Source organism: Streptomyces swartbergensis (assembly GCF_002148965.1).
Classification (GTDB): domain Bacteria; phylum Actinomycetota; class Actinomycetes; order Streptomycetales; family Streptomycetaceae; genus Streptomyces; species Streptomyces swartbergensis.
This window is the reverse complement of the sequence record NZ_NGFN01000685.1, coordinates 1-1496: the sequence shown is the minus strand read 5'-3', so window position 1 is coordinate 1496 and position 1496 is coordinate 1. Positions and strand designations below refer to the sequence as shown.

2 protein-coding genes are annotated in these 1496 nt (G+C 74.3%); both read right to left on the bottom strand.

What is annotated here, in order from left to right; translation table 11 throughout:
* The coding region (locus tag CA983_RS48715) for a helix-turn-helix domain-containing protein (RefSeq protein WP_143645830.1) at positions 1-450 on the bottom strand (450 nt) is incomplete at its 3' end.
* Positions 447-1382: a peptidoglycan-binding protein gene (locus tag CA983_RS43545; protein WP_244207356.1), complete on the bottom strand. Its 936-nt coding sequence runs from the start codon at positions 1380-1382 to the stop codon at positions 447-449. The genes CA983_RS43545 and CA983_RS48715, both read right to left, overlap by 4 nt.
* Positions 1383-1496 lie beyond the last annotated feature (114 nt).

Sequence of the window (1496 nt, the reverse complement as noted above, 5' to 3'; positions counted from 1 at the left end):
CACCGACGCGAGGATCGCCATGACCGCGCCCCTGCCGCCGGTGGCAGGTCTGACCTCCGCATTCCTGGTCGCAGGTGTCTCCGTGGGCGCGGGCGTCTGCGTGGGCGCGGGCGTCTGTGTGGGCGCGTGCGGCTGCGCGGGAGTGTGTGTGGGCGCGGGCCTCTGCGTACGCGTGGTCGGCGCCGCCCGGCCGCTCCACTCCGACTCCGCCAGCTCCCACAGCGCGAGACACCGGCCCTCCGGTTCGCCCGCGAGGCGGCACAGCTCCTGTACCGCCTGGCGCGGCGGGAGCGTCCTGCCGTTGAGGTAGCGCTCCCAGGACGACTTGCTGAAGGTCGTCTTCGCCGCGAGGGCCGCCAGGCTCAGGCCCGTGCCCGCCTTCAACTCCGTCAGCACGGAGGCGAGGCGGGCGCGTTCCGGCGGCAGCGGGCCCGGCGGGGTCCGCGTCATTCCCGCAGGGCCTTCCAGGTGTGCGGCCCGATGATGCCGTCCACGACCAGGTTGGCCCGCTTCTGAAGGGCCCTGACCGCGCGTTCCGTGTGCGGGCCGAAGATGCCGTCCACGGCGCCCGGGGAGAGGCCCGCCTCGCGCAGCAGGCACTGGGCCTCGGCCACCTCCGGTCCGGCGTGGCCGTTCGCCAGGACGGCCTTCTGGGTGCGGCTGTTGCCCGCGTACCAGCGGCCGTCGATCCGCTCCGCCCGGCAGGTGTACCGGGGTCGTGCCGACTCCTCGGGCGATCCCGGTGCCGTCGTGGCGGAGGCGGTGAGGTCGGCCGCGACCGCTCCGCCCTCGCCGTCCGTGAGCCGTACGGCCAGCAGGACCGTGGCGGCGACGGCCAGCACCAGGGCCACGGAACCGGCGATGAGCGTGATGCGCAGTGCCCGGCCGTGGGGCCGGGGTGAGCCGGTCCCCAACTCGGTCTTCAACTCGGTTCCGGGCTCGGTCCCGGACTCGGTCCCGGGCTCGGCCCCGGGCTCGGTCCCGGGCTCGGCCCCGGACTCGGCCCCGGGCTCGGCCCCGGACTTCGTTCCGGACTTCGTTCCGGGCGGCGGGCTCTGCGGGTCCGGCCCTCTGCCCGTCCCGTCCTCGGCCAGGTCGCTCTGCCGGTCCGGCCCCTTGACCCACGCCTCCGCGGCGACCTCGTGCAGCGCGAGCAGGCGGACCGGGTCGTCACCGCCGAGTCGGGCCATCGCCTCCACGGCCTCCCTGGGCGGGAGCGACCTGCCGGCCAGGTAGCGCTCCCAGGACGATGTGCTGTACCCCGTCTTGGCCGCGAGCTGGCGCAGACTCAGCCCGCTGTGGTCCTTCACCCGCCGTAATCGCACCACCAACTGCCGTACACGCGGGTCCAGTTCTTCGGGCAGCCCTTTCCAACGCGACACGTTTCCCCCACTCGCGTTCGTGGACCGTGGTCAGCGGTCCCCGTCACCGCCGCATTCTGCATCAGCATCCACGCGGTGCCCCATACATCGGTTCCCTTCTCCCCGCCGCCCCCC